The 21284-nt window shown below is 54.0% G+C and carries 23 protein-coding genes and 1 other RNA gene; 19 read left to right on the forward strand and 5 right to left on the reverse strand.

The window, feature by feature from the left end; all coding sequences use genetic code 11:
• Nucleotides 1–106 precede the first annotated feature (106 nt).
• The 13 genes from smpB (at nucleotide 107) to B3P58_RS08085 (ending at nucleotide 11771) form a co-directional block, all read left to right on the forward strand.
• Nucleotides 107–589 carry an SsrA-binding protein SmpB gene (gene smpB, locus B3P58_RS08025; RefSeq protein ID WP_145466151.1) on the forward strand — a complete coding sequence of 161 codons (483 nt, stop codon included), beginning with the start codon at nucleotides 107–109 and terminating at the stop codon, nucleotides 587–589.
• Nucleotides 590–711: 122 nt separating this feature from the next.
• Nucleotides 712–1067: a transfer-messenger RNA gene (gene ssrA, locus B3P58_RS08030) on the forward strand.
• Nucleotides 1068–1449: 382 nt separating this feature from the next.
• Entirely contained in the window at nucleotides 1450–3030 is a 1581-nt protein-coding gene (locus B3P58_RS08035) for an AAA family ATPase (protein WP_286716863.1), read from the forward strand.
• On the forward strand, nucleotides 3027–4004 hold the full coding sequence (locus B3P58_RS08040) for a hypothetical protein (RefSeq protein WP_286716864.1): 978 nt from the start codon (nucleotides 3027–3029) through the stop codon (nucleotides 4002–4004). The genes B3P58_RS08035 and B3P58_RS08040 overlap by 4 nt, the downstream gene beginning before the upstream one ends.
• Nucleotides 4005–4159: 155 nt before the next feature.
• Nucleotides 4160–5815, forward strand: a complete 1656-nt coding sequence (locus tag B3P58_RS08045; protein WP_286716866.1) for a hypothetical protein — start codon at nucleotides 4160–4162, stop codon at nucleotides 5813–5815.
• A gap of 31 nt (nucleotides 5816–5846) precedes the next feature.
• Nucleotides 5847–6431, forward strand: a complete 585-nt coding sequence (locus B3P58_RS08050; protein WP_286716867.1) for a hypothetical protein — start codon at nucleotides 5847–5849, stop codon at nucleotides 6429–6431.
• Nucleotides 6428–7774: an AMP-binding protein gene (locus B3P58_RS08055; protein WP_286716868.1), complete on the forward strand. Its 1347-nt coding sequence runs from the start codon at nucleotides 6428–6430 to the stop codon at nucleotides 7772–7774. Before B3P58_RS08050 ends, B3P58_RS08055 begins: the two co-directional genes overlap by 4 nt.
• On the forward strand, nucleotides 7771–8361 hold the full coding sequence (gene pnuC, locus B3P58_RS08060) for a nicotinamide riboside transporter PnuC (RefSeq protein WP_145466162.1): 591 nt from the start codon (nucleotides 7771–7773) through the stop codon (nucleotides 8359–8361). Before B3P58_RS08055 ends, pnuC begins: the two co-directional genes overlap by 4 nt.
• Nucleotides 8348–9418 carry an AAA family ATPase gene (locus tag B3P58_RS08065; RefSeq protein WP_145466164.1) on the forward strand — a complete coding sequence of 357 codons (1071 nt, stop codon included), beginning with the start codon at nucleotides 8348–8350 and terminating at the stop codon, nucleotides 9416–9418. The genes pnuC and B3P58_RS08065 overlap by 14 nt, the downstream gene beginning before the upstream one ends.
• 410 nt (nucleotides 9419–9828) lie before the next feature.
• Nucleotides 9829–10164 carry a hypothetical protein gene (locus B3P58_RS08070; RefSeq protein WP_286716870.1) on the forward strand — a complete coding sequence of 112 codons (336 nt, stop codon included), beginning with the start codon at nucleotides 9829–9831 and terminating at the stop codon, nucleotides 10162–10164.
• Between the two features lie 50 nt (nucleotides 10165–10214).
• Entirely contained in the window at nucleotides 10215–10394 is a 180-nt protein-coding gene (locus B3P58_RS08075; RefSeq protein ID WP_286716872.1) for a hypothetical protein, read from the forward strand.
• 5 nt (nucleotides 10395–10399) lie between these two features.
• Nucleotides 10400–10939, forward strand: coding sequence for a methyl-accepting chemotaxis protein (locus B3P58_RS08080; RefSeq protein ID WP_286716873.1), 540 nt, complete (start codon nucleotides 10400–10402; stop codon nucleotides 10937–10939).
• Nucleotides 10940–11171: 232 nt separating this feature from the next.
• On the forward strand, nucleotides 11172–11771 hold the full coding sequence (locus tag B3P58_RS08085) for an adenylate/guanylate cyclase domain-containing protein (RefSeq protein ID WP_286716874.1): 600 nt from the start codon (nucleotides 11172–11174) through the stop codon (nucleotides 11769–11771).
• Nucleotides 11772–11848: 77 nt separating this feature from the next.
• On the opposite strand, the gene efp is transcribed toward B3P58_RS08085, so the two are convergent.
• Together efp and earP are read right to left on the reverse strand one after the other, a co-directional pair.
• Nucleotides 11849–12415, reverse strand: coding sequence for an elongation factor P (gene efp / locus B3P58_RS08090; RefSeq protein WP_145466170.1), 567 nt, complete (start codon nucleotides 12413–12415; stop codon nucleotides 11849–11851).
• A 39-nt stretch (nucleotides 12416–12454) separates the two neighbouring features.
• Nucleotides 12455–13651, reverse strand: a complete 1197-nt coding sequence (gene earP, locus B3P58_RS08095; RefSeq protein WP_286716876.1) for an elongation factor P maturation arginine rhamnosyltransferase EarP — start codon at nucleotides 13649–13651, stop codon at nucleotides 12455–12457.
• A gap of 170 nt (nucleotides 13652–13821) precedes the next feature.
• On the opposite strand from earP, the gene B3P58_RS08100 reads away from it, so the two are divergent.
• Nucleotides 13822–14595 carry a transporter substrate-binding domain-containing protein gene (locus tag B3P58_RS08100; RefSeq protein WP_286716878.1) on the forward strand — a complete coding sequence of 258 codons (774 nt, stop codon included), beginning with the start codon at nucleotides 13822–13824 and terminating at the stop codon, nucleotides 14593–14595.
• On the opposite strand, the gene B3P58_RS08105 is transcribed toward B3P58_RS08100, so the two are convergent.
• Nucleotides 14580–15035 carry a hypothetical protein gene (locus B3P58_RS08105; RefSeq protein ID WP_286716879.1) on the reverse strand — a complete coding sequence of 152 codons (456 nt, stop codon included), beginning with the start codon at nucleotides 15033–15035 and terminating at the stop codon, nucleotides 14580–14582. The two genes, B3P58_RS08100 and B3P58_RS08105, sit on opposite strands and share 16 nt — an antisense overlap.
• A gap of 157 nt (nucleotides 15036–15192) precedes the next feature.
• Between B3P58_RS08105 and B3P58_RS08110 the strand changes: the two genes are divergently transcribed.
• The 5 genes from B3P58_RS08110 to B3P58_RS08130 are packed head-to-tail and all read left to right on the forward strand — an operon-like array spanning nucleotide 15193 to nucleotide 19953.
• A complete protein-coding gene (locus B3P58_RS08110) occupies nucleotides 15193–16755 on the forward strand; it encodes a cryptochrome/photolyase family protein (protein WP_286716880.1) in 1563 nt (520 codons plus the stop codon).
• Between the two features lie 2 nt (nucleotides 16756–16757).
• A complete protein-coding gene (locus B3P58_RS08115) occupies nucleotides 16758–16958 on the forward strand; it encodes a DUF2256 domain-containing protein (protein WP_286716881.1) in 201 nt (66 codons plus the stop codon).
• On the forward strand, nucleotides 16958–18400 hold the full coding sequence (locus B3P58_RS08120; protein ID WP_286716882.1) for an FAD-binding domain-containing protein: 1443 nt from the start codon (nucleotides 16958–16960) through the stop codon (nucleotides 18398–18400). The genes B3P58_RS08115 and B3P58_RS08120 overlap by 1 nt, the downstream gene beginning before the upstream one ends.
• Nucleotides 18401–18437: 37 nt before the next feature.
• Complete coding sequence (locus B3P58_RS08125; protein ID WP_286716883.1) at nucleotides 18438–19427, forward strand: ZIP family metal transporter; 990 nt, start codon at nucleotides 18438–18440, stop codon at nucleotides 19425–19427.
• A 49-nt stretch (nucleotides 19428–19476) separates the two neighbouring features.
• Nucleotides 19477–19953: a Dps family protein gene (locus tag B3P58_RS08130; RefSeq protein WP_286716884.1), complete on the forward strand. Its 477-nt coding sequence runs from the start codon at nucleotides 19477–19479 to the stop codon at nucleotides 19951–19953.
• Nucleotides 19954–19980: 27 nt separating this feature from the next.
• Here the strand turns inward: B3P58_RS08130 and B3P58_RS08135 are convergent, their stop codons facing one another.
• Both B3P58_RS08135 and B3P58_RS08140 read right to left on the reverse strand, forming a co-directional pair.
• On the reverse strand, nucleotides 19981–20211 hold the full coding sequence (locus B3P58_RS08135) for a thioredoxin family protein (RefSeq protein WP_286716886.1): 231 nt from the start codon (nucleotides 20209–20211) through the stop codon (nucleotides 19981–19983).
• A 29-nt stretch (nucleotides 20212–20240) separates the two neighbouring features.
• Nucleotides 20241–21230, reverse strand: a complete 990-nt coding sequence (locus tag B3P58_RS08140) for a permease (protein WP_286716887.1) — start codon at nucleotides 21228–21230, stop codon at nucleotides 20241–20243.
• Between the last annotated feature and the right edge of the window lie 54 nt (nucleotides 21231–21284).

The following is a 21284-nucleotide window of genomic DNA, read 5'->3' on the forward strand; positions in this document are numbered from 1 at the left end:
CCAATCCTCATTTCGGCGTATTGTCCGGGATTTGCTCGTTCGCCTCAACCCAAAGCCACACGACAGCTACTGCCTTTTCTACACTTCGTCAGTTATACTCGCGATCATGAGCACCAAGAAAAAACCCAAAACGAATGGCGGCACGATCGCCCTCAACAAAAAAGCCCGTCACGATTACTTCCTGGAAGACAAACTGGAAGTCGGACTGGTGCTGACCGGTTGGGAAGTAAAAGCACTGCGCGAAGGCAAATGTCAGCTGGTTGATTCCTATATCGTCATGCACAAAGGCGAAGCCTGGTTGAGCGGCGCATTGATCACTCCGCTGAAACAAGCCTCAACGCATATCGTTACCGAGCCACGGCGCGAACGTAAGCTGCTGATGCATCGTCGTGAAATCGACCGTCTGAACCAGAAAATTCAGGCCAAAGGCTACACCTGCGTCTGCACTGCGATTTACTGGAAAGGCCCCAACGTCAAAGCAGAAATTGCTCTGGCCAAAGGTAAGCAAAGCCACGATAAGCGCGATGCATCCAAAGACCGCGACTGGGCCAAACAAAAAGAACGGATCATGAAGCACACCACCCGCTGACAGCCGTCAGGAAACTGTGGTAAGCTCACCTATCTTGTTTGCGGACAGGCAGGGGTTGAAAAACACCGGTTTGTCCTCATATAAGACACTAAGACCTGAGCACGTTGTCAGGCGACGAATTCGGGGATGATTAGGATTCGACGTTGATTACAAAGCTATGGGTGCATGCCGAGAGTGTATAGCGATCTCGTAAATAAACGTTATACATAGTTATAGTCGCAAACGACGAAACTTACGCACTAGCGGCTTAAGCCCGCTTACCTCCGAACTCGGGTTCCTATAGCCGGGGGACGAGGGCGACGTCTTATAGGATCGCTTGGAGGCTTCGCTCGTAGCCAAAGAGTTAAACTTAATCGAGCTCGTTCTGAACGGCCTGCCCCTCGGCCCGTGACGAACTAAATCAATAGAGACGGCTAAGCATGTAGATCCTCTAGTGGAGGATTGGCGGACGCGGGTTCAAATCCCGCCATCTCCACCATACAAATAGAGAAGGCCCGACGCGAAAGCGCCGGGCCTTTTTTACTTGCTGAAGCGGGGATTCTGCACCTGCCACAGTTGGGTTCCAAAAAAGGCTGGACAGCCGTTTTGCACTGCGAAGCAGCCCGAAGGGCGAGGTACATTGATATACCGAGTGCAATCCCCCATAGAACTCGCATCAGGGGCTTTTTATTTTCTTGATTATATTTATGAAATCTAGCAAATGAATAGAACCTGACGAGTCAAACTTGATGATAATTTTTAATTTAAATATCTCGATGCAGCCCCAATAACTCTCCGGCCCAATTGCGAATCTAAGCGAGCTGACGCATCATCCTTGTTTAAAAGAAAATGCGAATACAGTACCGCAAAAGGGATAGTTGATGCCTTTCAAAATTTTCCAACGCGTTTCTGCTGCCCCCACCAATCCGCAACGAGTCACCCAACCGAAGCAGTTTGATGTGGCGGATCTCTATCAGGGCCCTTTGCAATCCGAGTTTGATCCGGCACCAGCTGCCATCGCTCTGGATGAGAAGCTGCGTCAGGCGTATTTCTGGATTGTGAACAGTGCGATCATCAGTCCGCACTACGACATTGAATATAACCTCACTCCACCACAGAGTTTCATTGTCGGTGACAGCAAAAGACGCCTTACACTGCCGTCAGCACAGAGCTATTCAAGTTACGTGTTACTCCCTCTGCTTACCTTCGCTACCCGGCGTAAGTGTTTGTTTGTCGGCGGTCCGGGGCGCGGTAAAACAGCCAGTGCCATTCTCATGGGCGTACTCGCCGGATACCCGGTAAAAGAAGTACGCAGGGCCATGCAGCACGGCCATCCACAAATGACGATCGCGGATCTGCTGGGAAATCCTCTACCCGCGGATCTCGTCGGTGCCCAGCGTATGGAAGACATCCGTATAGCCTGGCGCAACTGGCTGGGCATGCGGGTCAAGATCATCGACGAATATAACCGCATCCCAACCCGCACTCAGAGCGCACTGCTAACGGTCATGGGCGACAACTACGCCGAAGTGCTGAACCATGTTTTCGAATGCCCGGATTCCGCCTGGTATCTAACCGCAAATGACGATCAGGGTGGCGGCACCTATCAGGTAATTGAGGCACTGCGCGACCGTATTGATGTGATAGTACAGGCACTGGCGTTCAATCCACGCTTTCTTGGCGAACTACTGGTGCGAATAGAAGAAGGATTGCGACCAGAAGAAGTGGTTCCGAAAGACATTGTGTTCACTGAAGCCGAAATTGATCAGATGAACGCGGATATTCTTAAGATCGAACTGCCGCCACCGCTGCGCCGCCGTCTGGAGTTTTTCTCCAGTCAGTTTGAATTGTCAGAAGCCGCCGGTGCTCAGTTCGAGTACATGACCAAAGACACTGCCCGATTAGCGGCCATCGATTGGGCACAACTGGTCGCGGCCGATAACGGTCGTGACCGTCTCAAAGACCTCGGCTGCCAGACCCTGAATGGCCTGTCGGTGCGCAATCTGATGACGCTTATTATTTACGCTAAGTCGCTGGCCTATTTCCGCGGCAACACCTCTGTCGAGCTCGAAGATCTGCGTCAGATTCTGCCGTTCGTTTTGAACGACAAATTGACGCCCGACCTGGATGCACCGTTTTTCGCGTTACCTCAAAATGCCGCCTTCCGTTCAGACAGCATAAGCTGGCTACGCCATCTGTTTGATCTCTCCAATGCAGAATTTGAACGTCTGGGCCTGGATCACGATGATCCGGTGCAACAACTTGATCTCGAGTTTTCTGCTGGGTTAGATGGGCTCACGGAAAGTGAAGTCCGGACAAGAATAGGCAGAATCGAGCGACTGGTCGGAGAATGGTGTAAAGGCCGGAAGCTCTATGGCCATATCTACGATGACTTACTCAAACTGAAATATCTGCACCAGCGTTACACCAATTATCTGCATTGGCTGCAGTTGCGACGATGAGTATTTCTACCGAATTTGCTGAACTGCTGCGTGCTGGCAGGCCGCAGTTTAATGCCCGGGTCGCCGAAGCTCGCCACCGCTACCGCGGTTTTAATACCGATGTATTCAGCCTGTTTCTGCAAGAGTGCGTCGATCCGGTGATCGTCAGTATCGACGCGGCAAACCGCGGTGCTTTTGCCAGCTCGGCGTTCGACATTGCGCTGGATCTCGTGGGCCGCGAACTGACAGGCGCTCACCCCCGGGGGAAGTTACTCGCAGCGTTATGGCAAGACACCCTACCAACCCTGACATCGGCTATGGCTGACCGCCCTTCGAGATTGATCAGCGCCTTGTGCAATGCACTGCTCAATCTCGAAGCTCTGCCCGCTGCCCGCCCTAATCAATGGCTGGAACTACTCAAAAAATACGGTAGTAGCCTTACCGCTCCCGATGATCTGCTGCAACTCGGAGTGCTCGCGGCCTGGCGCGCTGGTGCAGCTCACTTCCGCTTGCCTGCATTACAAGCGGCAGCACGTCTTCCACATATCGGTTGCACGCTGCTTGATTTGGCGCCAGAGCGTGACGTGCAGGAACAACTGCGACTTGCAGAACAGAATCCCTGGCTGATAGCGCGCTCAGACAAGGCTCTTGAGGTAGGCGCGTTCACCGGGCTTGGAGGACAGTTTGCAGAGCCACCCGAAGTACGTGCAACCAACGATGGCTTTATCGTCAAAAGCAGCGACCGTTGTTTCCAGCTGATCGCCGATGGCTTTGGTGCTGTATTGCTACCGGCGACCCTAGCTGAATTTGTCAGTGCCGGACATGCGGCAAGGGAAGGCAGATCACCCAAGCTAAGTGCCAATACTCTGATCTATGCGAATTCTTCGATTGTCATTCCGCTACCTGCCGATGGGTTACAACTGGCCTGGAATGCATACACTGCTGCACTGACTTCGCCCTACAGTTTTTCCATCAGTATCGTGCCCTTATTATGACTGGATCTGCAAAGCCCCTTTCACTGTTGGAACGTTGGCAATCAGCATGGCCGCAGGCTCTGGCCGTCTGGAGTCAATTCACGCGCTTGTCTGATCCTAACCTCTGTCAATCGTCCGTAACTGCAGCCAAAGAAGGATTAACCAGCAGTTTCGCCATGATCCGGCTATCCGATCAGAGTGTGGTCGTCGATCTCGAAGGCATAGAAAGGCTGAAACTGGAAGATTATGCAGTAGAGGTTCTGGCCCACGAAATCGGCCACCATGTATTAGCTCCGGCCAACGCCAGTGATCACTATCGACTGCTGGCACGAATCCGCCAGGGCCTGCCAACACTTGAGCAACACGCGCCAATGGTGGCGAACCTCTATACCGACCTGCTGATCAACGATCGCCTGCAACGACAAAGCGGGCTGCGTATGCACGCCATCTATCAACGCCTGGTCGATCATGACGATCCTATACGGAAGCCAAGAGTATGGGCCCTCTACCTGCGGATTTACGAAGTTTTATGGCAACTTGATCGCGGTGCGCTCGGCGTAATGGTCGAAGACAGTCTGTTCAATACTCATGCGTGGCTGGGAGCGCGTCTGGTGCGGGTGTACGCCAATGACTGGTTGACCGGTGGAGCGCGATTTGCCGCGTTACTGCTGCCCTATCTGCATGCGGCAGAGCAGGAAAAAGAAGCGCAGGAAAAAGCTCTTCAACAACTCATGGATACTCAATCAGCAAGTCAGGACTGCGAACCCACAGGTCTGATTGATTTTGACGATGATGAAAAGGTGCCGCAGTTACACCCGTCGGAAGACCCTCTGATCACAGGCATTGAACCCGATGAAGAAGCAGCATCAGACACTCCACGGGATGAACAGATAATTCCCGGCCGGGGACAACGCCGGGAACCGTTCGAATATGGCGAAATTCTGCGTGCAGCAGGCCTGAAGCTCACCGACCATGAACTGGCTGTCCGCTACTACCGCGAAGCCGCTTTACCCTATCTGATCCCATTTCCTAAACGTGCGGCACCACAGACTCTGGAGCCACTGATGGAAGGACTCGATGTATGGGAGATGGGTGACGCTCTGGACGAAATCGACTGGCTACAGAGCCTCAGCTATTCACCACAGCCAGTGCCAGGAATTACCACATTGAAACGCCGGTATGGCATGGTGGCGAGTGCAGAACCTGCGACACGCCCAGTGGATCTGGATATCTATGTCGACAGCTCAGGCTCTATGCCAACCCCGCAGCAACGTATTTCTTATATGGCTCTCGCGGGAGCCGTTATCTGTCTGTCGGCTCTACGCAGCGGAGCGCGCGTGCAAGCCACGTTATGGAGCGGCAAACACCAGTGTATCTCCACCACAGGATTCGTTCGTGACGAAGACAGCATTCTGAGTATATTAACCGGCCATTTCGGAGGGGCTACAGCGTTTCCGATTCACAAACTGCGCGACACCTTTGCCCAGCGTGATGTCCAGGATCGCGACTGTCATATCCTGCACATATCCGATGACGGTATCACCACCATGTTTGATCAGGATGAGCGGGGCAACAGCGGTTGGGATATCGCTGCAATGGCTCTGGAAAAGGGCCGTGCCGGCGGCACCATGGCTCTGAACCTGTATCGCGAATGGACAACACAGAACGCCACCTACGCAAACGACCTGCGCAAGGCACGGGATCAGCAAGGTTGGGAGATTTATGCCGTGACAGATCTTGCTCAATTGCTCGAATTTGCCCGTGAATTCTCCCACCGGCACTATGGTCAGCGCTCAGTTACTCTCCCATCAGCCAAATTTAACGCGGAATAATCCCGGTGAACTCAATGACAAGGATTTCAGCGTGAATAACATTGGACCAGATCTGCAACACCTGTTGCGCCGGATATCTGCCACACCAGCAGATTTTCTGGATGATCCGAAGGTGCATGGCCGTGGCGACCTCGCAGTTGCCGCGCTGGTGCACGATATTCTCCGCCAGGTCGGCCATCAGGCCACTGTTGAACAACTGCAGAGATTCATTGGCAGTCATGCAGAAAAGGATCACAACCGACTGAGGTTGGTAGCATTGGCCATCTGGGTACTGAACGATGAGTGGTTTAAGAGCACATTACATGATGCCGATGCACTGCTGTCCCTGCTCGATAAGGCGATACAGCAACTCGCCGATGTCTGTACGGCAACCAAATACATTAATGACAGTGATCGCCGTGAAGAATTTGCGCGTTTCCTTCTGGCGCGTCTCGACTACCGCCCCGCTGGCGAAAGTATTACACAAGCGACAGATCGTCTCAGTGCCCTGAGCACGACTGAGCGCAATCGTCTGCTGCAGGAAAGTCGCGAAGCAGAAGCCCGCGCACGGGCTATCCGTGAAGCTCTCGCAAAGCAGGCGGCTGCAGAATCTGCCGACAAGTGGACACGGGAATGAATTCGTATTTCGACCCGGAACGTTATCCTACTCTGAGCGAAGACGGCGCCCGGATGCTCAAATTTCTTCGCGAACATCCGCAGGCACCAATCTACCGCAATAGTAGCGGCAATAAGCTGACCTCCGACGACCTGAACCTGCTGGCTGACTACGAGCGAAAACTGAATAACAGCAGCGTCGACTGGAATGATCGTCAACTTCCACAATGGCTGAATACATTTGTTGATAACGTGTATCACGACGTCCCATTTTACCGGTCGCAGGGACAAGTGCCCCAATTTACCGACATAACTCCAGTGACCCGAGCGGATTTCAGTCGCGACATTACCGCCTTTGTGCCTGACAGCGCCCCACTCGATCGCATGATCAATTTTCAGACCACAGGCACCAGTGGCAATCCATTATTGTTACCTTCACATCCCCGTATCGCTGCGACATATCTGTGCTTTCATCGCCGGGCACTCCGCCGGTTCGGAATTGAACTAAGCGAAGGACCTGAACAAGTAGGGGTTGTTCTGGTTGGTCATCAACGTCGTTGCTTCACGTATATTTCTGTCACTCCACAATTGGGCGAGTCGGGCCTGGCAAAGATCAATCTGCACCCAGACGACTGGACTAGCCCTTCTGACCGTGAAGCCTATCTTGATGCACTGAACGCCGAAATATATACGGGTGATCCATTGTCCCTGAGCGCGCTGAAAACTTTGCCATTAAGTACCCGTCCGAAGGCGCTCATTTCCGTTGGAATGATGTTATCGCAAGGCCTGAAGAATGAATTTGAATCCCATTTCAGCGCCCCCGTGCTCGACATTTATTCGCTGAATGAATCTGGTCCAGTCGCAGTATTTGATGCAAATCTCAATGGACATCTCTTACTCCAGCCGGAATTGTATGTCGAAATTCTAGATACTGAAGGTAAACCCGTCCCCCCGGGTCAACGCGGCGAAATTACACTGACCGGTGGATTTAACTTCTGCCTGCCACTACTGCGTTATCGTACTGGCGATTACGCTTCACTCGCCTACTCGCCAGAAGGCCCTTTGCTTACAGGTCTTAGCGGACGTAGTCCGGTGAGATTCCTTACGCAAAGCGGAGATTGGGTCAACAATATCGACATCACTCACGCATTAAAATCACTGCCATTGGCTCAGTTCGGATTGCATCAGGACGCGGACGGCTCACTTTGTTTATCCCTAGCACCGGTCTCTATGCATTACTCAACCGCCAGCCTTGACGCTTTAGCGTCTGTCTTTGGAAACCAGCCGATTTCGGTAAAGTCCATTGGGAGCGAAGACAAAATTATGCAATACACAAGCAACCTTAAAGAAGGAACACTGCAATGAGTGCGCTGGAAATCGCCTGCAATCTGATAACCACCATTTCTATTCTGCTGGCTGGGCGTAACAGCGTACACACATGGTGGACCGGCATTATTGGTTGTGTATTGTTTGGGCTACTGTTCTTTCAGGCTCAGCTTTATGCCGATGTAACGCTGCAGATATTTTTTGTTGCCACCAGTGCTTATGGCTGGATGCATTGGCGACGCGGAAATAATGGTCAGGCAAGGCCAGTCACCCGTGCAGGTCTGCGCCATGTTGCACTAATTGCACCGCTTGGTCTGCTTGTCGCCTCGTTATACGCACTAATACTCCACCGTTTCACTGATGCCTATGCACCACTTCTGGATTCACTTGTCCTGACATTCAGCGTTATTGCACAATGGTTACTGATGCAGCGCCGCCTCGAAGCCTGGTGGTTCTGGCTTCTGGTCAACACCATTGCAGTGCCCCTTTTCGCTAGTCGCGAGCTGTATCTCACGTCTTTCCTGTACGCTTGCTATTGGGTGAATGCCATCATCGCATTCTTCTACTGGCGCTCACTGTTCACAAAAGATATAGACGCAACGACATCAGCCAATGCCCCAGCTTAACCAGCAACGCTTTATCAACGGTCTGGTGGTCGGAAAATTCAGTCCTTTGCACTTAGGTCACGAATTTCTGATCACTCAGGCTCAGGCGGAATGTGAAAATCTTTATCTGATTTCGTACAGTGAACCCGAGCTGCCGGAATGCAATCGCTCCCGTCGCGAATCCTGGCTGCGCCAACGCTTCCCAAAACTGCCAATATTGGTTCTGGATCAAAGCGAATTAAAACGCGCCGCCACTAGCCAGGGTATAGACAACCCGCCGGATATCCCTGACAACGATGCCCCTGACAACGACCACCGCTACTTCTGCGGCTGGCTATGTCAGCACCTGTTTAATACTCACATAGACGCAGTATTCACCAGTGAAGATTACGGAGATGGGTTTGCAGCCGAACTCACGAAGTACTTTCGCCAAACAGATCCTCAAGCTCCAGAGACGGTACACCAAAGTGTCGATCGCTATCGACAGAAGATTCCCGTATCCGGGACACAGCTACGCGCTGGCCCGCACAGTTTGAGGCACTTTATGGCACCTGAAGTCTACGCCGATTTTGTAGAACGAATTCTGCTGCTTGGTGGCGAGTCCACGGGTAAAACGACGTTGGCAGAAGCACTGGCTTCGGAGTTAGCGACACAATGGGCACCAGAATATGGTCGGGAGTGCTGGGATGAGCGCAATGGCAAACTTATATTCGAAGATATGCTCCATATCGGACAAACTCAGGTCGCTCGTGAACAGGCTCTCGCACAAAAAGCCAATAAATGGCTCGTATGCGATACCAGCCCACTCACCACAGCTCTATATTCCCAGGTTTTGTTTGACCGCGTAGATCCAGCGTTAGAAGTGCTAGCCACCCGACACTATGACCACGTATTTCTGTGTGCCGCAGATTTTGACTTTGTTCAGGATGGTACGCGGCAAGATCCGGCGTTCCGCCAACGTCAACAGGAGTGGTACGAGAAAGAACTTAACCAGCGTGACATTGCTTACACGGTTGTGAAAGGTAAGGTTTCAGATCGCGTAGAATATATATCTAACCAATTAGGGTTTAACAAATAGCATCGATTTTTACAGAAAATACGATATATCCGAAGTTACATATTCCAATTACGACCTAAAATGAAGTCGATGAAAGCGCGCAAGATCATACATCAACGCCATCGACTTTTTAGGGGTGCAACCAGTGTAATGGTCAATTGTTTCCGGTCCCACTCAGGACCAAAGCTGCCAATGTGGCAAGCCTGCAGCGCGGTTTATCCGTAAACCGGGCATCTACGGAAGTTGCTACTAGGATTATCAGTATTACTACCTATCCAACGGACAGCTGATATGAGCGCCCAACGAAAACGGATCATTGCTTCTGCCCTTCCGGCCCAGCCGACGCTGTTTGTGACCATCACGAAAGCGGTCATCGACATGCTTGCCCAACGCGATTACCTGGTCGACAGCCTCAGCCGCAGATCGTCGCTATGCCAGCGGTTCCGGATGAAGACGCTTTGCGCACGCTCATCAGCCGCGAATTGGAGACAATTTTTTATGAAAAAGCCGAAATCGCGATTCCGGTTCTGGTTTTCGTTGCGCTGACCAGCGTTAAACGCATTACCGCCGGTCTGAATAATCTGGCTGAAGGTGTTATCCGCATCGCCGATCCCGCTACCCCGCTCTCCTATCGCCTGCAGGCACGGGATATGAACGAACTCAGCGCGCTGGGAAATGGCCTGAACCATTTTATAAATCGCATTGAACCCACAGTAAAGGGATTAATGAGGTATCCGACGGACAGAATAACAGCACTTCGGTGCTGAAGAAAAATGCCGACGGTAATTTAACCCAAGCAGCAAATCTGAGCTGCATTATGGTGAATGTTACCTCCGCCACCAATGAACTGATCACGGCTTCCAGCGACATCGCCCGGAATGTGCAGGAAGCGCACAATCAGGTTTCCGACGTTGATCGTGATGGTAAAATCCTGAGCAACGATATCCGCGCCCTGAATGGCCAGTTTAATGATCTGACCGGCATTATCGCGACGTAGGCAACTTGAGTGCTCAGGTCGACGGTATCTACGGCATTCTGCAGACAATCCGTGGCATCGCCGAACAAACCAATTTGCTGGCGCTTAATGCAGCCATCGAAGCGGCACGGGCCGGAGAACAGGGCCGTGGGTTTGCTGTGGTCGCCGACGAAGTGCGCAACCTGGCCAGTAAAACCCAGAGCAGTACCGGAGAAATCCAGGGGCTGATTGAAAACCTGAAACAAAGCGCCAGTCGTTCAATTGAGGCCATGACCAACAGCACCGAGGCCAGCGCATCCATGGCCGTATCCTTCGCCAAAGCCAACGAACAGACTCTGGGATTATTCGGCAGCCTGAACACCGTTAACGATCTGAACTCTGAAATTGCAGCCGCCAGTGAAGAGCAGAGCACCGTTATCAGTGGAATTAATCAACACCTGCAGGAAGCCAAGGAAATTGCAGTCTATACCCGCGAAGCCGCCCAATCGACCGGCAGTAAATCGTCGGAGCTGGCAAATATCGCCGACAAATTAAAAACCATGATTCAAAGCTTTCGTCTGAGCTGAAAATCCGGCATTAATGTACACAGGATCACCTGCGTGCATTAATGCCCGCCAATGCCGATCATCGGTTACTCAACGGAAATCCGCTCCCATACAGACATATCCTCCCGGTAAAAAGAACGCCGGGGACAGACGCCTGCTGATGTAATAACATACGCGCTGTTATCGCTCACGGAATCCGGCAATAACATGACGGATTAACATCAGGCAAGGGACTAAAAATCAGGAACTCACGATGCGGGTTAATGATCACTCACCGCTGGCAGAATTGCTGCAGCAACATCACTTAAGCCATGGCTGCCCGGAATCGGCACAGGCGGTATGGCAGGCCTATGGCACAACCGCGGCGGTATTAATTACCGATATGAGCCGCTTCTCGGCCATTACCAAAGAAAAAGGCATTGTTTATTACCTGACATTAATTCAGCGTATGCAGGATATCGTTGAAACCGTTACCACACAGTTTAATGGTACGCTGATTAAATACGTGGCTGACGATGCCTTTGTATTATTTGCCGACAGCGCTTCTGCCCTGAATGCATTGCGCGAAATCCGTCAGCGTCTGAAGCAGGATAATCAGCAATTTCCGCAGCATCACGATATTGAAATTGCCGCAGGTATTGCCTTTGGTGAGTTGCTTAATTTTCATGACCGCGAAATTTTCGGCGACCCGGTTAATGAAGCCAGCAAGCTGGGAGAAGACACCGCTGCTGCCTGGGAAATTCTGCTGACCGAAGCGGCCTATCAGAACCTGCCGGCCGATATGCGGGTACACGAAAAAATGTGTGACCATGCCTTCGGAAAACTGACGATCCGCACCTATTATATGAGCTGAAAAACAACACCCGTCCTTTTCAGACAGACATAAAAAAAGCTGCCGGAGCAGCTTTTTTTATGCACGCAAAAAACCAATCAGTTTTTTGCACGGCCTTTGAATTCACCGGTACGGGTGTCGATTTCGATGGCATCACCGATTTCAACGAACGCAGCAACCTGCAGTTCATAACCGTTTTCCAGAGTGGCCATTTTCATCACCTTACCGGAAGTATCACCACGAACCGCAGGCTCGGTGTAAGACACAGTACGGACGATGGTGGTAGGCAGTTCGATGCTGATGGCTTTGCCTTCGTAGAAAACCGCTTCACATACGTCGGTCATACCGTCGGTCATAAAGTTCAAGGTGTCTCCCAGGTTTTCTTTTTCCACTTCGATCTGGTTGTACTCTTCGTCCATAAACACGTACAGCGGATCTGCGAAGTAAGAGTAGGTTACCTGGCTGCGTTCCAGAATGATGGGTTCCAGCTTGTCATCAGCCTTGAAAACCGGCTCCTGCGACGCACCGGTCAGCAGGTTCTTCAGTTTCATTTTTACAACAGCGGCGTTACGGCCGGATTTGTTGAATTCAGCTTTCAGGACAACCCATGCCTGACCGTTCAGGCTCAGTACCTGACCGGCACGAAATTCGTTAGCAGTTTTCATAGAGAATTACCGGATATCAGTCGTTAAAAATGCGCTGCACTATACCCGATCCGTGGCGTAATGCACGAGATTTGATGCAAGGTCGCCAAGCGCCTGTAGCCGCTGTTGCCAGGCAACAGCATGGGTCTGCCATGCTGGCAGCTGTTGCAGCAGCCCGTGCCAGTGTTCATGCGCCTCAGCGCCTGCTGTCGACGCACTCTCCGGTGCCTGATTCCAGTGCCGGAATGCCCCCACCAGAGGCTCCGTCAGCACGCGGTCTGACAGGTTATTGCGGTCACAATACAGGCCAAGAAAAGCCTCCAGTTTATCCAGATGCGCATCTTCTTCCTGGCGGTAGATATGCCACAACATAGGCTTGCCCAGCATCTGCGCACGGACAAAGGATTCCTCTCCGCGCACAAGATTCAGATCACACATGGCCAGCAGCTGGTCGTATTGTGGCTGTGACATAAACGGCAGCAGCGAAATACTCAGCCTGCCGCGCTGATAGGTGTGCCCGGCCTGCGTCGTTTCACCCAGCCAGTCATCCAGCCCCGCCGATACCCGTCCTGCCGGAACCAGCAGGTGTACTGTCTGCGGCCAGGCCTGCAGCGCATCCAGCAAACCGGCCAGGGCCGGATTTTCGTAGGCAAACAGGCTGATCTGCAGCGCACAATCTGCCAGAGCCGGAGCCAGACCAAAGCTGCTCAGAAACGCCTGACGTGCCGCACCTTCGGCCATCTGCTGTGGCAATAGTGCCAGTTCCGGTTCGCACAACAGGCCGCCGGTGCCCTGAACAAAACCGGGAAAGAAGAAGGTTTTGCTCAGCCCGTGCACCGGCGACTGACTGAGGTGAAAACCGGGCACCCAGTCTTCGGCGCTCAGATATTCCAGATTGATCCAGCAGGCCGTGCGCTCACGCTGCTGCATGGCTGCGATATAGCTTTGCGGCAACTCACAGGCAAAGGCTTCAATCACCACATCACCGGTCTGCTGCGGGCTGAGCAGTGGAAAATCTTCAGCCCAGTGCCGGATCACAATCCCCTGCTGTTGCTGCTCTGCCAGAGAGCAATCCAGCGCCGGGCATAACGCGCGGAAACTGCTCAGGTCATCCACCCAAAGCGTTACCTGCTGACCATGTTGCTGGTGCAGTTGCCGCGCCAGACGCCAGCACACGCCAATATCGCCAAAGTTATCGATCACCCGGCAGAACAGGTGCCAGTGGCGTTGTGAAGTCGGGTCGGGCATCAGGCTCATGCAAGGGTATCCGGCAGGAAAAAGGCCAGCATCATAGAAGGCCACACAGGGCGAGGAAAGTCCGTAAGTACAGACGGTGGCGATTGACGGATTAAAGTCATGCTCAGTTATGAGTCCGGACACATATTTCTGCTAATATTCTGATACATTGGCTAACAAATAACCAATATATGAATACTGTTTTGCATCTGTGCCTGCTCATACTGAGCTGCCTGACACTGACCGCTACCGCCGGGCCACTGGCAGGCGATCAGGCGTTCGCGCCGGTATCGGCAAATGCAGCACCCGACACCCTGCTGATCGGCGTAGAAACCACCGACTACGCTCCCTATTACCATATGCAGGATGAGCGCTACAGCGGCATGGCACGTGATCTGCTGGATGCTTTTCTCGCCGATGCGCACCTGTTAGCCGACTATCACCCGTTACCGGTGCCACGCCTGTTTCTGCAGTTCACTCATAACCAGCTCGACTTCAAATTTCCCGATAATCCGCAGTGGTCAGAAAACCTGAAAGCCGGCCTCACCATTCACTACAGTCAGCCGGTATTCCAGGTCAGTGAAGCCGTAATGATACTCAACGATCACCAGGGACCGGTGCGCAATGTCGGCACCATTATGGGATTTACCACACCGGGCATCAGCTCTGCCCTGAGTCGCGGAGATATCGCCCTGACCGAAGTCACGGGGATGGAGCAGCTGCTGAAAATGCTCGAATCCGGTCGCATCGACGGTATCTACTTCAACGTCCGGGTAGCACAGGAAGCGGCCGCCAGACGCACACAACCGCTGCAACTGACCATGCTGAAAGACATTGCCCCCTACCGTTATGCTTACCACCTTTCCAGTATCCGTCATCCCCGCCTGATTGAACGCTTCGACCGCTTTATGCGTGAGAACCCGGAAGTGATCCGTGCTATCCGCCAGAGTTATGATCTGCCCTGATGGCTGTCGGCTCCTAGCAGTGGGTCCAGTTCATCATTCAGTTCAAACCCTTCTTCTTTCAGCCAGGCCAGAGCCACATCAACACTGCTGAATGCCCGGCGCTGAAAACCTTGCTCAGAGCCGGTGACCAAATCCTCAAGCTGCAGTTTTTTCAGTAGCGATGGTTGGTACACATGAGCTGCGCGCCGCAGACCATTATCAATACACCAGTGCACCAGCGCCTCAATCACCGGCCCCATTTCCGGCACGCCTAACTGCCAGTCATCGAGTAAAACCATATGGCCCCAGGGCGCAGAGGCCAGCCCGGCGGCATGTTCGCGGAAGTGACGGTCAAAGGCTCTGGCCGCTTCTTCATTCCAGCTGCCGGACAAACGGGCAACCAGAATATTACCGTTGGTACTGAGTACAAATTCGCCATGCTGAATACGAGTGTTGAGCATATAAACCCCCGATATGCCGCTGCCCGATAAGCATAGCTGAGCTGCTGCAGCGCCCCTGATGACCAACAAAAAATAACCTGCAGCGGATGAGTCTTCACTGGCAATACACATAAAAAGCTATACACTAATTGTACATAAACAGATTCTTGTATAACTAATGAAATATCTGGGTCTTATCCTCGCCGATCAGCTGAGCTCATCACTGGCCAGTCTGCGCGCACTGAATCCGCAGCGGGACGTGCTGTTAATGGCCGAGGTCGCTGAAGAAGCCACCTACGTTGCCCACCATGTGCAGAAAATTGCCCTGCTGTTCTCGGCTATACGCCATTTTGCCGAGGAGCTGCGCCGTGCCGGCTGGACCGTAATCTACCGTCCGCTGGATGCACCGGATAATGACCACAGCCTGCTCGATGTTGTTCGCCGAACCCTGCAGGAACAGCACTGCAGCGGCCTGATGCTGACACGCTGCGGAGAATATCGCCTGCAAACAGCGATGGATAATCAGTGGTCAGCAACGCTTGGCGTCCCGGTAAGCGTATTTGAAGACGACCGTTTTATCTGCCCGCCCGCCGACTTCGCGCACTGGGCTGCCGGCCGCAAACAGCTGCGTATGGAATACTTTTACCGCGATATGCGGCGCAAAACCGGTCTGCTGATGGACGGTGACAAGCCCGTCGGCGGGCAATGGAATTTCGATGCCGATAACCGCGCAGCTTATAAGGGCGAAGTACCGGTACCAGCGCCGCTCAGCTTTAGCCGCGATGCCATTGATGCCGAGGTGCTGGCGCTGGTAAGCACGCGCTTCGCCGGGCCAGACAACCGCCACCCCGGCCAGCTGCAGCCCTTCCGCTGGGCGACTACGAGGAAGCAGGCACTCACTGCACTGCAGCACTTTATTCAGCACCGCCTGGCGCACTTCGGCCGTTATCAGGACGCCATGGTCAGCCACAACAGCCTGGGCGAACGCGCTGATTTTATGTTTCACAGCCTGCTGTCGCCCTACCTCAACTGCGGCCTGCTGACCCCGCTGGAAGTGTGCAAAGCCGCCGAAGCCGCTTATTACCATGGTCAGGCGCCGCTGGCGGCGGTGGAAGGCTTTATCCGCCAGATCATCGGCTGGCGCGAATACGTGCGCGGTATTTACTGGGCCTTTATGCCGGAGTACGCCGGGCGTAACAGCCAGCACAACGAGCGTGCGCTGCCCTGGTTTTACTGGACTGGAAAAACGCAGATGCACTGCATGAGTGAGTGCTTCCGCACCACCTTCGCTAACGCCTACGCGCACCACATTCAGCGCTTAATGGTGACGGGCAATTTCGCCCTGCTGGCCGGAATCCGCCCGCAGGAGATTTGCGACTGGTATCTGGCCGTGTACGCCGACGCCTACGACTGGGTGGAATTACCGAATACGCTGGGCATGATGATGCACGCCGACGGTGGTCTCTTGGGCAGCAAACCCTACTGCGCCTCCGGCAGTTACATTGCCCGCCAGTCAGACTACTGCGGCCACTGCCGCTACAACGTGAAAACCAGCGAGCAGCCCGACAGCTGCCCGTTCAACAGCCTGTACTGGCACTTTTTAATCCGCCACCGCGGGCAATTCGCCGCCAATCCACGCATGGCCATGATGTACCGCAGTTACGACCGTATGGCGCCAGCCAAACAGCAGGCGATTCTGGCCCGGGCGGAGCACTGTCTGATCCATCTGGAGACTCTGTAACCATGGGCCTGCTGAGTGGTTTCCGTAATCCCCATAACCTGCCGGTCAAAACCTGTGCCCTCTGTGGCCGGCCGTTCTGCTGGCGGCGTAAATGGGCGCGCAGCTGGGACGACGTGAAGTACTGCAGCAAAGGTTGCAAACACAGGGCACAAAAAACACCGGCCAATATATGCGCCGCCGCGTCCGTGGAGGATGAACTCTGATGACGTCCCGCCCCATCAATCTGGTGTGGCTGCGCAACGATCTGCGCCTGCACGACCATCCTGTTTTTCAGCATCTGGCCGCTCAGGGCGAATGCCCGGGTATGGCGGTGGTGTTTATTTTGCCGCAACACTGGCAGCAGCCGACGGCAGAATATCCGGGCCTGACCCGACTGGGACTGGCCAGGGCCCGTTTCCTGCGCGCCTGCCTGATTGATGTGCAGCGCAGTCTGTATCAGCAGAATATCCGCCTCAGCCTGCTCGGCGGTGACCCGGTCAGCCTGCTGCGTGACTGGTATGCCCAACAGCCGTTTCACCTGCACACCAGCGTCGCCCAGGCGCCGGAAGAAGAACACTGGCTGAATGCCATTGCCGCTTTCGCACCGGTAAGCACCTACGAAACCCAGACGCTGTTTAGCCAGCAACATCTGGCGGAATTGCTCAACACAGAAAACTGGCCCGACAGCTATAGCGCCTTCAGCCGCTGGCTCGATAAGCACGGCTTACCCGGCGCTATAGCCGCGCCGCTGCCGCCCACCATGCTCAGTGCCGATCCCCTCGAAGCACCGCTCAAAGCCGCCATACAGTGGCCGGATCATCAGCTGCATCAGGTGCCGTCCTGGGCCGGGCGCGTTCCGGCAACAACCTTTCATGGCGGCGAAGACGCCGGATTACGCCATCTGGCAGCCTATCTGGGGCGGGAAAATGCCATTCGTCACTACCGTGATACACGCAACCAGCTCTGCACGGCGCCGCTCAGTCAGACTGACAATCCTTATGCAGGCAGCCGCTTTGCCAGCCAGCTCAGCCCCTGGCTGGCCTGGGGTGCATTATCGGTGCGTAAGGTATGGGCCGATATTGTGCGCTGGGAGAGTCTGCATGGCGCAAGCGAACACAGTAGCTGGCTGAAAAAAGAACTGCTGTGGCGCGAGTATTTTCACTGGACGCTGCGCCTCAAAGGATCTGCGCTGTTCCGTAACCCCGCACCTCAGCCGTTCGCTGACACACGTTGGCAGGCCTGGTGTGAAGCGCGCACCGGCTATCCGGTGATTGATGCCGGCCTGCGTGAGCTGATCCACACCGGCTACAGCTCCAACCGTATGCGTCAGTGGCTGGCGAGCTTTTTTATGCATGAACTGAAGCTCGACTGGCGCCTTGGTGCACGCTTCTTTGAGCAACACCTGATCGATGCTGATGTCGCCAGTAACTGGGGCAACTGGGCCTATATCGCCGGTTGCGGTCAGGACCCGCGCGGCGGGCGCTGTTTTAACCTCAACAAACAGCTGGAACGGTATGACCCGCACCTCACGCACCTTCGGCAATGGCTGCCGGAACTGAGCAGCGTAACCCTGAGCCAGGTGCAGCAACATCAGAGCGGTGGCCCGGCGCTGCCTTTGTGGCCAGCAGCAACCTGTGCAGCGCCAGCCGCTCTGATTCATAGCTAAAAACTTATGAACGTATCATTTTAATAAAATAGCTTCTATGAACAGCCACTCTACAATGGGGGGATTCAAACAGCAGATTCCGCTCAGTGAGGTTTTCATGGACATCGGCCAACGCTCCAACAACCAATGGCTGGCGATTTTCCGCCAGCATGCGATTGAGCACCCTTATATCGCCGCAGCGCTGGCGGCGGCACTGGCACTGGTCAGCGTGTTGCTGGTGCAGAGTCTGATTCAGGTATTGACCACCGACAGCAGCCTGTTCGGCCGTTATGCCTTGCTGGGTGGCAGCGCCGGCTTTATCGCCACCGCGCTGGGCGCTTTACCCGCCTTAATGCTGAAAAGAATCCCGCAGGCTGCGGAAGATGCCATGCTCGGCTTTGCCGCCGGAATGATGCTCGCCGCTTCGGCTTTTTCGCTGCTGTTACCTGGCATTGAAGCCGGTACGGAGTTATTGCAAAGCGCCACACAGGGCGGACTCATTGTGGTGTTCGGCATGTTTATGGGCGTGGCGCTGATGCTCGGGCTGGATGAATTTACCCCCCATGAGCACGACAAAACCGGCCCCTGCGGCCCGGGCCATGAACGTTGCGGCAGAGCCTGGTTATTTGTGTTCGCCATTGCTCTGCACAATCTGCCGGAAGGCATGGCCGTAGGTGTCAGCTTTGCCCAGGGTGATTTAACCGTGGGTCTGCCACTGGCGACGGCCATCGCCCTGCAGGATATTCCCGAAGGTCTGGCGGTTGCGCTTACGCTGCGCGCCGCCGGCTTCAGCCCACTGTTTGCGGTATTGGTTGCCGCGGGCAGCGGTTTGCTGGAACCGGTCGGAGCATTACTGGGCGTAAGCCTGGGCGGCGGATTATTACTCGCTTATCCGATCGGACTTGGACTGGCCGCTGGTGCTATGTTGTTTGTGGTGTCCCATGAAGTGATTCCGGAAACACACCGCAACGGCCACCAGACCGTCGCCACACTGGGATTAATGACCGGTTTTGCCTTAATGATGATTTTGGATACCACGCTCGGTTAAGAGCGAGGCAAAAAGACTACTTTTATCAAAGCAACCGCAGGAGCAGCTTATGACCACCGTCAATATTGGCATCAGTGCCGAACACCGTGAAGCCATCAGCCAGGGACTCGGCCGCTTACTGGCCGACACCTATACGCTGTACTTAACCACCCATAATTTTCACTGGAACATTACCGGGCCGATGTTCAACAGCCTGCACGCCATGTTTATGACCCAGTACACCGAACTGTGGAACGCCGTCGACCCGATTGCCGAACGCATCCGTTCGCTTGGCCATGTTGCACCGGGTTCCTATGCACAGTTTGCCGAGCTGGCATCATTACCGGATGCCCCACAGGTGCCGCCAAAGGCCACAGAGATGATCCGCATTCTGGCCGATGGCCACGAAGCCACCGCCCGCACAGCGCGCAGCCTGTTTAAACTGGTGGAGGAAGCATCCGACGAACCGACCGCTGATTTATTAACCCAGCGGCTGGCCATTCACGAGCAGACCGCCTGGATGCTGCGCGCCCAGCTGGAAGAATAATCACTCAGGCCCGTAAGGCTGGCTGTGTTATTGCAGCCAGCTTTCAATATCCTCACGGTGTGGAATCGAGCCGCTGTGTACCAGCTGCTCATCCACCACCGCCGGTGTACGCATAACGCCATAATTCATCATGGCTTCCGGGCTGGTTTCTTTAATTAATTCAATTTCTGTTTGTTTTTCTGCGGCGATAGCGCTGATTGATTGCGCAGTTTTTTCGCATTTACTGCATCCTGAGCCCAGCACTTTAATCACTTTCATTATTGCTCCTTAGCCACGACTATGACTTTTTACAGATAGGGAGTGAGCGCATTCAACACCCAACCAATCAGGGTGAAAGCCACCAGCAGCATGATAAAAATCAGCGCCAGAAGACGGATTTTCATGACCTGTTTCAGCAGGATAAATTCGGGAAAACTGGCGGCAACCGTGCTCATACAAAACGCCAGCGTAGTACCCACCGGCAGGCCTTTGGTAATCAGACTCTCCATCACCGGAATCACCCCGGTGGCGTTGGAATACAGCGGAATACCCGCCAGTACCGCAGCCGGCACCGACCACCACTCGCCCTGCCCCAGGGTGTCAGACACCCACTGATCGGGCACAAAACCGTGCAGCCCGGCGCCCAGACCGACGCCTAAGATGACCCACTTCCATACGCGGGAAAAAATATCGGTCATTTCTTCTTTGGCAAATTCATGACGTTCTTTCAGAGTCATACTGCCGGTGAACGCGGTTCCGGTATGACCGGCCTGTTGCGCCTGATTGTAAGCACGGGCGGCAAAAGGCTGCAGCCAGCGTTCGGCTTTTAACAAATGCAATACCAGACCACCGGCTACGCCGACGGCCATGCCGGTAACGATATACAGCAGCGTGAATTTCCAGCCGAGCAGGCTCATCAGCAACAGTACGGCCACTTCATTAATCAGCGGTGACGTCAGCAGAAATGCCATGGTAATACCCACCGGAATACCGGCAGAAGTAAATCCGAGAAAAACAGGAATGCTGGAGCAGGAGCAAAACGGCGTAATGGCACCAAAGGCCGAGCCCAGTAATAAGCCCAGCCCGGTATGTTTGCGCGCCAGATAATCGCGCACCCGCTCAACATTCAGCGAGGCTCTGAGCAGCGCGATGATATAAATCATCAGCAGTAACAGAGCAAAGATTTTACTGACGTCTTCAACAAAGAAGTGCAGCGCATCGCCCCACTTACTTTGGGCCGACAAGCCCGCTAAATCGAATACCAACCAGTCGGCCAGACGGGTGAAGATTTCCAACATATCAGTCTCCGCTTATCGTCAGCTAAGCTGTGCCCGACAGAACACCACACCAGT

The sequence above is a fragment of the Thalassolituus sp. UBA2009 genome, assembly GCF_002335285.1.
Taxonomy (GTDB): domain Bacteria; phylum Pseudomonadota; class Gammaproteobacteria; order Pseudomonadales; family Oceanobacteraceae; genus Venatoribacter; species Venatoribacter alkanivorans.

Coding starts and splice junctions, on each gene's coding strand:
- smpB (WP_145466151.1), top strand. CDS start 107: ATGAGCACCAAGAAAAAACCCAAAACGAATGGCGGCACGATCGCCCTC.
- B3P58_RS08035 (WP_286716863.1), top strand. CDS start 1,450: ATGCCTTTCAAAATTTTCCAACGCGTTTCTGCTGCCCCCACCAATCCG.
- B3P58_RS08040 (WP_286716864.1), top strand. CDS start 3,027: ATGAGTATTTCTACCGAATTTGCTGAACTGCTGCGTGCTGGCAGGCCG.
- B3P58_RS08045 (WP_286716866.1), top strand. CDS start 4,160: ATGATCCGGCTATCCGATCAGAGTGTGGTCGTCGATCTCGAAGGCATA.
- B3P58_RS08055 (WP_286716868.1), top strand. CDS start 6,428: ATGAATTCGTATTTCGACCCGGAACGTTATCCTACTCTGAGCGAAGAC.
- pnuC (WP_145466162.1), top strand. CDS start 7,771: ATGAGTGCGCTGGAAATCGCCTGCAATCTGATAACCACCATTTCTATT.
- B3P58_RS08065 (WP_145466164.1), top strand. CDS start 8,348: ATGCCCCAGCTTAACCAGCAACGCTTTATCAACGGTCTGGTGGTCGGA.
- B3P58_RS08070 (WP_286716870.1), top strand. CDS start 9,829: ATGCCAGCGGTTCCGGATGAAGACGCTTTGCGCACGCTCATCAGCCGC.
- B3P58_RS08075 (WP_286716872.1), top strand. CDS start 10,215: ATGGTGAATGTTACCTCCGCCACCAATGAACTGATCACGGCTTCCAGC.
- B3P58_RS08085 (WP_286716874.1), top strand. CDS start 11,172: ATGCGGGTTAATGATCACTCACCGCTGGCAGAATTGCTGCAGCAACAT.
- efp (WP_145466170.1), bottom strand. CDS start 12,415: ATGAAAACTGCTAACGAATTTCGTGCCGGTCAGGTACTGAGCCTGAAC.
- earP (WP_286716876.1), bottom strand. CDS start 13,651: ATGAGCCTGATGCCCGACCCGACTTCACAACGCCACTGGCACCTGTTC.
- B3P58_RS08100 (WP_286716878.1), top strand. CDS start 13,822: ATGAATACTGTTTTGCATCTGTGCCTGCTCATACTGAGCTGCCTGACA.
- B3P58_RS08105 (WP_286716879.1), bottom strand. CDS start 15,035: ATGCTCAACACTCGTATTCAGCATGGCGAATTTGTACTCAGTACCAAC.
- B3P58_RS08110 (WP_286716880.1), top strand. CDS start 15,193: ATGAAATATCTGGGTCTTATCCTCGCCGATCAGCTGAGCTCATCACTG.
- B3P58_RS08115 (WP_286716881.1), top strand. CDS start 16,758: ATGGGCCTGCTGAGTGGTTTCCGTAATCCCCATAACCTGCCGGTCAAA.
- B3P58_RS08120 (WP_286716882.1), top strand. CDS start 16,958: ATGACGTCCCGCCCCATCAATCTGGTGTGGCTGCGCAACGATCTGCGC.
- B3P58_RS08125 (WP_286716883.1), top strand. CDS start 18,438: ATGAACAGCCACTCTACAATGGGGGGATTCAAACAGCAGATTCCGCTC.
- B3P58_RS08130 (WP_286716884.1), top strand. CDS start 19,477: ATGACCACCGTCAATATTGGCATCAGTGCCGAACACCGTGAAGCCATC.
- B3P58_RS08135 (WP_286716886.1), bottom strand. CDS start 20,211: ATGAAAGTGATTAAAGTGCTGGGCTCAGGATGCAGTAAATGCGAAAAA.
- B3P58_RS08140 (WP_286716887.1), bottom strand. CDS start 21,230: ATGTTGGAAATCTTCACCCGTCTGGCCGACTGGTTGGTATTCGATTTA.